The sequence below is a fragment of the Janibacter sp. CFPM2_SD2 genome, assembly GCF_057364645.1.
In genome coordinates this window covers 1-6,468 of the sequence record NZ_JBNFOF010000176.1, presented here as the reverse complement: position 1 = coordinate 6,468, position 6,468 = coordinate 1, and the positions used below count along the sequence as shown (strand labels likewise).

Below are 6,468 nucleotides of genomic sequence, written 5' to 3'. Positions count from 1 at the left end.
CGGCAGGCGGGCGGCCGTCGCGACCTCGTCCGACCTGCGGCGGGCCCGAGCCCGATGCGGTGGCCACGGCAGTCGCCGCCCCCGTGACGAGCCGGGTCTCCTCGGCGGCGCCGGGGTGGCGCAGGTCGACTGCTTCGACGAAGGGGGTGAGCAGCGAGTGCCGCGTCGACCACTCGCGGGCGTGGGTGTGCAGACCCCACTGGATGACGAGGATCGCCGGGAGGAAGAGGACCGCCGACGCCAGCCCGAGGCCGGCCGGGGCCCAGAGGACGACGAAGAGGTAGGCCGCGAGCGCGTAGCTGGAGTACGAGGAGACGACCTGCGGCACGAGGTCGGCGACGATGGCGCGCAGCGAGCCGTCGGAGCTGAGCTGGATGACGACGGCGAGGAGGATCGCGTTGGTCAGACTCGCCGCGACCGCGGCGGCGCCCATCTGGAGGGCCAGTCCCACCGGGTCGACGAACTCGTCGGTCCCGAGCTGAGTCCCACCAGCGGCGGCGTAGGCCGCGGAGCTGGCAACGACGATGAGAACGCGCTGCCCGGCGTTGAAGACGCGCTTGACGAGTTCAGCGCGGTCGAAGGCCAACGGGACGAGCGCCACGAGGATCGCGCCGACGGGTCCGGTGAGGGGGATCGCTCCCATCTGCACGATGGGAGCGACGGAGACCTGCATCGGCCCCAGTGCCTGCGCGCGGCCGATGGTGCTGAGGCAGGCCACGACGACGGTGGCGGCCACCCAAGTGAAGTGATGAGGAAGTCCGGCAACGAGAGTGGTCGCGAGCGTCGCGACCAGCGCCGCAGCTGCTACTCCTGCGACGTATGCGTTGGTCGACCGGTCAGGGGTCGACCCAGGCGTCTGGCTCAGGCGTCGCCGAGGTGGGTGCTGCCGGCGTCAGGCGCCGCCCACTCCCAGTTGTCAGCATTGCCGCCCGCCCACTCGAAGTTGGCGGAGGTCTTGGCCCACTCCCAGTTGTCCCCGGTGGTGCCCGCCCACTCGTAGTTGGCGGCACGGAAGCCGAGGAAGCCGGCGAGGGACAGGGCCATCGTGGCGGCGCCGAGCATCACAGTGATCTTCTTCACGTGGTCGATTATGCCACCTGAGCGGGGTCCGACGGAACCACCACGACTGAGTTCACACGCGCGCGTGTGACAGAATGGCGCGTTGTTCTGAGTCCCGCTCCGGTGGGACACCACCGTCAAGGAGTCACCATGAGCAAGCGCGCCCGCAAGCGTCGCTCCCGCAAGGGCAAGGCCGCCAACCACGGCAAGAAGCCCAACAGCTGAGCACTGCACCACCCCGAAGGGGACCGCACCGGATCACCGGCGCGGCCCCCTTCGCGTGTCTCCGCTGGTCGCCACCACCCGCTGGTCGAGGCGCGAGGCCGCCGGGGCGCGGCCCCGCATACGCCGTTGCTCCGTACGGCGGGCACGGCCTGGCTCGTCGTACGGAGCAACGGCATAGCACTCCAGGAGACCCCTTGGAGCGACGCTCCCGGTACCCCCAGACCCGGCCACCGGGACGGGAATGGGGACGAGCGTTGGGCTGTTGGACCGCGGGAAGACATGCCGCGAAGGACAGGAGTCCAGGTGCTCGTACTGCACGCCGGAGAGCGCACCGCCACCCCGCTAGGGTGGAGCGCGATGACTGAACCCACGACCGACGAGCTGGCCGCCCAGGCGCAGGCCGATGCCGACGTCGACGTCGCCTCCGAGACCACCGAGCAGCGGCGCGCGCGATTTGAGCGCGAGGCGATGCCGCTGCTCGACCAGCTGTACTCCGCCGCCCTGCGCAACACGCGCAACCCCACCGACGCGGAGGACCTGGTCCAGGAGACCTACGCGAAGGCCTTCGCCGCCTTCCACCAGTACGGCCGGGGACCAACCTCAAGGCGTGGATGTACCGCATCCTCACCAACACCTACATCAACAGCTATCGCAAGAAGCAGCGCGAGCCGAAGCAGTCCGACTCCCCCGAGGTCGAGGACTACCAGCTGCACAAGGCGGAGCAGCACACCAGCCGTGGGCTGCGCTCGGCCGAGGTCGAGGCGCTCGACCGCATGCCCGACACCGAGGTCAAGCGCGCGCTGCAAGAGCTGCCCGACGACTTCCGCATGGCGGTCTACCTCGCCGACGTCGAGGGATTCGCCTACAAGGAGATCGCCGAGATCATGGGCACGCCCATCGGCACCGTCATGTCGCGCCTCCACCGCGGCCGCCGGCAGCTGAGGGAAAAGCTGAGCGACTACGCCGCCGAGCGCGGCGTGGCGAGCGCGAAGGGGACGCAGGCATGAGCCACCCCGACCACATGGACTGCTCGCAGGCCCTGCTGCGGATGATGGAGTACGTCGACGGCGAGATGACCGCCGAGGACGCCCGCGACTTCGCCGCCCACCTGGCCTCCTGCAGCCCCTGCCTCGCCGAGCACGACCTCGACCAGGTCCTGCGCGAGGTCGTGCACCGCTCGTGCGCGCAGGAGCAGGCTCCCCCGCAGCTGCGGGCGACGATCATGCAGCGCATCACGACGATCTGCGACGACGGGTCGTGGAGCGAGGTCACGCAGGTGCGTCAGATCTCGACCGAGGGCTGACGGGGCCCACAGGTCAGGCACAACCGGCGTCATTACAGTGACGCCCATGCGCGTCCTCGTCACCGGCGGAGCCGGCTACATCGGCTCCCACACCGTCGTCCAGCTCATCGCCGCCGGCCATCAGCCCGTCGTCGTCGACAGCTTCGTCAACTCCCGGCCGAGCGTCATCCCACGCCTCGAGGAGTTGACCGGTGAGCACGTCGAGACGCATGCCCTCGACCTGCGCGACGTCGACAAGACGGCGGCGCTCTTCGCCGACGGCGGCTTCGACGCGGTGATCCACTTCGCCGGACTCAAGGCCGTCGGCGAGTCCGGGGAGATCCCGCTCGAGTACTACGACAACAACCTCGGCTCGACCTTTTCGCTCCTGCGAGCCATGGAGAGCCACGACGTGCGGCGTCTCGTCTTCTCGTCCTCCGCAACGGTCTACGGCGAGACGACCACGGTCCCGATGCCGGAGGAGCTGCCGACCAGCGCCACCAACCCATACGGCTGGACCAAGGTCATGCAGGAGCAGATCTTGCGGGACGTGGCGGCCACCGGCACGGCGCAGGTCGCGCTGCTGCGCTACTTCAACCCCGTCGGCGCGCACGCCTCGGGCCGGATCGGCGAGGACCCACAGGGTGTGCCCAACAACCTCATGCCCTTCGTCGCGCAGGTCGCGGTCGGACGAAGGGAGCGGCTCCAGGTCTTCGGTGCCGACTACCCGACACCGGACGGGACCCCCCTTCGTGACTACATCCACGTCGAGGACCTCGCCGCCGGCCACGTCGCGGCCCTGACGTACCTCGACGAGCACCCGGAGGTGTCAGTGCGCGAGTGGAACCTCGGCACCGGCCGCGGCACGTCGGTGCTCGAGATGGTCGCGGCCTTCGAGGCCGGCAGCGGCCGCCCTGTGCCCTACGAGGTCGTGGGCCGTCGCGCCGGAGATCTGGCCGCCGTCTATGCCGACCCGACCCGGGCCGAGACCGAGCTGGGCTGGCGGGCCACCCGGACCATCGAGGACATGTGCGCCGACACCTGGCGGTGGCAGTCGGCCAACCCTCAGGGCTACCCGGGCTGACCTCCTTCGGCCCAACCCCGCTCCTGTCGAAGAAGGAACGCCCGCTCGAGCGGGCGTTCCTTCTTCGATACATCGGCGACGGGCTCAGTCAGCCAGGCGGAAGCGGGTGGCGCGGGCGCGCGCCTTGAGGCCCTTCATCCCCTTCGTCGCCAGGATCTGGATCGTCTGGCGCAGCGAGGTGTCGTTGGGCAGGGAGAGGCGGATGATCTCGCTCCACGCGGAGGCGACCTGCTTGGGCAGGGGGCCGGTGACGTAGTCGAGGTCGTACCTGTCGAAGAGCGCCCGGATCTGCGGGGCGATCTCCTGGTAGCGGCGGCTCGGCATGTCGGGGAAGAGGTGGTGCTCGATCTGGTAGCTGAGGTTGCCGGTCATGACGTGCATGGCCGTCGACCCGGAGATGTTGGCGGAGCCGAGCATCTGGCGCAGGTACCACTCGCCGCGGGTCTCGCCCTCGATCGAGGTCTTGGTGAAGGTGCGCACGCCCGCCGGGAAGTGGCCGCACATGATGACCGAGTGCGTCCAGTAGTTGCGCACGAGGTTGGACACGGCATTGGCCGCGAGGGTCGACAGGAAGTTGGGCCCGGAGAGCAGCGGGAAGAGCAGGTAGTCCTTCGCGGCCTGCTTCTTGATCTTGTTGACGACCTGCTTGGCCTCGGCGCGCCACTGGGGGTTGTCGTGGCGGGTCGGCCAGTTCTTGCCGAGCTCGAGGTCGTAGGCGGCGATGCCGTACTCGAAGAGGGTCGCGTTGATGAACTGCGTGACCGGCTGGATCAGGTAGCCGGGGTACCACTTCTGCGCGTCGTCGACCCGCATGATCCCGTAGCCGAGGTCGTTGTCGTGGCCGACGACGTTGGTGTAGGTGTGGTGCACCTTGTTGTGGCTGTTCTTCCAGTGCGCGGCCGGGGTGACGTTGTCCCACTCCCACACCGAGGAGTGGATCTTCGGGTCGCGCATCCAGTCCCACTGGCCGTGGATGATGTTGTGCCCGATCTCCATGTTGTCGAGGATCTTGGCGACGCTCAGCCCGGCGGTCCCGGCGACCCAGGCGATCGGGTTGCCGCTGAAGAGCAGGACCGCGCGGGAGCCCATCTCGAGGTAGCGCTGCGTCGTGATCATCCGACGGATGTAGCGGGCGTCGGCCTCGCCGAGGTCGTCCATGACCGACGCGCGGATCGCGTCGAGCTCGCGGCCGATGTCCTCGATGTCGTCGGGGGTCAGGTGCGCGATCGGGTCGTCGGTCGCGTTGACCCGGGTGTGGACGACGTCGGAGCGGCCGCCGGTGATCCGGGCGTCGGGGGTGCGGGTGGGGCGCTCGAGAGTTGCGGTCATGGTCACTTCTCCTGGGTCTCGATCGTGCAGGCGCCGGCGACGGCGGAGATGCAGGTCTGCACCTTGACCGCCGGGTCGTCGGGAGTGGTCGTGGTCAGCTCGCCGGTGCGCAGGTCGCGCACGGAGCCGTCGGTCATGGGCAGCACGCAGCCGAAGCAGATGCCCATCCGGCAGCCGCTCGGCATGAGGACGCCGGCGTCCTCGGCCGCGTCGAGGATCGTCGTGCCGCCGTCGAGGTCGAGCGTGGTCGTGTCCGACCCCACGCGAAGGGAGGCGGTCCCCCCTTCGCCCGCCTCGACGACGCTCGGGCGGAAGCGCTCCACGTGCAGCAGCTCGGTGTGGCCGTGCGCCGCGTAGTGCTCCTCGAAGGCGTCGAGCATCGGGGTCGGGCCGCAGATCCACGTCTCGCGCTCGCGCCAGTCGGGGACGACCTCGTCGAGCTGGTCGGGCGTGAACATGCCCTCGTCGTCGGTGTGCCGGACGATGGCCCGCACGCCGGTCGGGGCGTCGGCGAGCTCACGGGCGAAGATCACGTCATCGGCCGTCGGCGCGGAGTGCGCGTGGACGACGTCGAGACCGTCGAAGTCGTGGTTGCGCAGCATGCCCATGACCGGCGTGATGCCGGAGCCGCCGGTGAGGAAGAGGACCTTGGCCGGCACCGACTGCGGCAGGACGAAGTCGCCGCTCGCCTGGTCGATCTGGATGATCGCGCCGGGCCGGGCGTGGTGCACGAGGTGCTGCGAGACGAGGCCGTCGGGCATCGCCTTGACGGTGATCGAGATCAGGCCGTCGCGGGCGCTCGTGTCGGACGTCAGGGAGTAGGCGCGCCAGTGGCGCACGCCGTCGACGTCGACGCCGACGCGGATGTACTGGCCGGGCGCGTGGCCCTGCCAGTCGCGGCCGGGGCGGATCGTGATCGTCGCGGCGTCGCGGGTCTCGGGCGTGATCGCCACGATCCGACCGCGCAGGTCGGCCCCGGAGCGAAGGGGGGCGAAGAGGTCGAGGTAGTCGTCCGGCACGATCGGCGTCGCCAGGCTGTGCGCGATGCGAACGGCGGCGTCACGGAGCGAGCGTGCGCTGCCCGCGGGGCGGGGACGGGACGCTGTAGCTGTCATGCCTCCATCCTCCCGCCTCAACCCCTCGCTCCTGCTGTCCTTCACGAGTAGGGTTCGTGGCACCCGTTTGTTCGCTCGGGATAAAGGGGTGGCGAAGGGAGCGGCAGTGGCAGCAGGTGAGTCCGGGCGCACGGCCCGGCAGGCGGCGGGGCTCGTGCTCGACGAGGCGACGGTCGCCGCCCTTCGTGCGCAGCTGCCGCGGGTGGCGTCGGTCGTCGTCGCCGAGGTCATGCACCAGGTGCCGGCCTACGACGTGCCCTTCCAGGGCCGGATGGGCAAGATCATCGAGCGGGCCGTGCAGGTCTCGCTCGCGAGCTTCGTCACCCTCGCCGCCGGCGCCGCGCCGCAGGGGGCTCCCCGTCGGGGGTGGGGCG

General features: G+C 70.0%; 7 protein-coding genes and 2 pseudogenes. 5 read left to right on the top strand and 4 right to left on the bottom strand.

The annotated features are described in order from the left end of the window. Window positions 1-736, bottom strand: a 736-nt coding sequence (locus AC2W7J_RS14335) for a hypothetical protein (protein ID WP_485983199.1), incomplete at its 3' end; no start/stop codon positions are given. Between the two features lie 125 nt (window positions 737-861). Further along, entirely contained in the window at window positions 862-1,080 is a 219-nt protein-coding gene (locus tag AC2W7J_RS14330) for a hypothetical protein (RefSeq protein ID WP_427802042.1), read from the bottom strand. Window positions 1,081-1,209: 129 nt separating this feature from the next. Here AC2W7J_RS14330 and AC2W7J_RS14325 point away from each other — a divergent pair, with 129 nt between their 5' ends. The 4 genes and pseudogenes from AC2W7J_RS14325 to galE all read left to right on the top strand — a co-directional run bounded on the left by AC2W7J_RS14325 (window position 1,210) and on the right by galE (window position 3,650). Next, window positions 1,210-1,284 carry a 50S ribosomal protein bL37 gene (locus AC2W7J_RS14325; protein WP_370543570.1) on the top strand — a complete coding sequence of 25 codons (75 nt, stop codon included), beginning with the start codon at window positions 1,210-1,212 and terminating at the stop codon, window positions 1,282-1,284. A 357-nt stretch (window positions 1,285-1,641) separates the two neighbouring features. Continuing rightward, a pseudogene (locus tag AC2W7J_RS14320) lies at window positions 1,642-2,291 on the top strand (sigma-70 family RNA polymerase sigma factor). Beyond that, entirely contained in the window at window positions 2,288-2,587 is a 300-nt protein-coding gene (rsrA, locus tag AC2W7J_RS14315) for a mycothiol system anti-sigma-R factor (protein WP_485983197.1), read from the top strand. Before AC2W7J_RS14320 ends, rsrA begins: the two are co-directional and overlap by 4 nt. 46 nt (window positions 2,588-2,633) lie before the next feature. Then, the gene (galE, locus tag AC2W7J_RS14310; RefSeq protein ID WP_485983195.1) at window positions 2,634-3,650 is read left to right on the top strand and encodes a UDP-glucose 4-epimerase GalE; all 1,017 of its coding nucleotides are present in this window, start codon (window positions 2,634-2,636) and stop codon (window positions 3,648-3,650) included. An 84-nt stretch (window positions 3,651-3,734) separates the two neighbouring features. Here galE and AC2W7J_RS14305 read toward each other — a convergent pair whose 3' ends face one another. Then, complete coding sequence (locus AC2W7J_RS14305) at window positions 3,735-4,979, bottom strand: fatty acid desaturase family protein (protein WP_485983193.1); 1,245 nt, start codon at window positions 4,977-4,979, stop codon at window positions 3,735-3,737. Window positions 4,980-4,981: 2 nt separating this feature from the next. Then, complete coding sequence (locus tag AC2W7J_RS14300; protein WP_485983191.1) at window positions 4,982-6,094, bottom strand: ferredoxin reductase; 1,113 nt, start codon at window positions 6,092-6,094, stop codon at window positions 4,982-4,984. 106 nt (window positions 6,095-6,200) lie between these two features. Here AC2W7J_RS14300 and AC2W7J_RS14295 point away from each other — a divergent pair. Next, window positions 6,201-6,468 (top strand): annotated as a pseudogene (locus tag AC2W7J_RS14295) (PucR family transcriptional regulator); the annotation flags it as partial.